This is a genomic window from Nocardia lijiangensis NBRC 108240 (genome assembly GCF_001613045.1).
Lineage (GTDB): Bacteria > Actinomycetota > Actinomycetes > Mycobacteriales > Mycobacteriaceae > Nocardia > Nocardia lijiangensis.
This window is the reverse complement of record NZ_BDBP01000224.1, coordinates 1-659: the sequence shown is the minus strand read 5'-3', so window position 1 is coordinate 659 and position 659 is coordinate 1. Positions and strand designations below refer to the sequence as shown.

The 659-nt window shown below is 73.4% G+C and carries 1 protein-coding gene; it reads right to left on the bottom strand.

What is annotated here, in order from left to right; translation table 11 throughout:
* Positions 1 to 659: Mur ligase family protein (locus NL1_RS36005; protein WP_245673749.1), on the bottom strand; the 659-nt coding region annotated here is incomplete at both ends.

The following is a 659-nucleotide window of genomic DNA, read 5'->3' as shown; positions in this document are numbered from 1 at the left end:
CCGTGCGCGGCGACCGCGCCCGCCACGTGCCAATCCGCGGGCCCGGTGGTCGCGACGGTGATCGGCGCCAGGCTCGCGGCGAGGCGGCGGCCCCAGTCGTCGTCGACGCAGATCACCGCGGTCCGGGCGGCGACGGCCGACTCCGGTTCGAAGAGCCTGCGCTTGGCGCCGAAGTAGTCCTCGAAGTCGGCGTGGAAGTCCAGGTGATCCTGGGACAGGTTGGTGAACGCGCCCACCGCGAAGCGCACACCGTCGACCCGGCCGAGTGCGAGTGCGTGACTGGACACCTCCATCACCACCGCGTCGACGCCCTGCTCGACCATGAGCGCGAACATCGCGTGCAGCTGCGGCGCCTCGGGGGTGGTCAGGGCGCTGGGCACCCGGCGGCCGCCGATCCTGGTCTCGATGGTGCCGATCAGCGCGGTGGACAGACCGCCCGCCGCCAGGCCCGCCTCCACCAGATACGAAGTGGTGGTCTTGCCCGAGGTGCCGGTGATGCCGACGATGGTCAGCCGCTGCGAGGGGTTGCCGTACAGCGCCGCAGAGAGCTCGCCGAGCACCTCGCGCGGCCGCTCCCGCACCAGCACCGGCACGCCGAGCTCCCCGGCCAGCTGCGCGCCCTCGGCATCGGTGAACACGGCCACCGCGCCGCGCGCGAC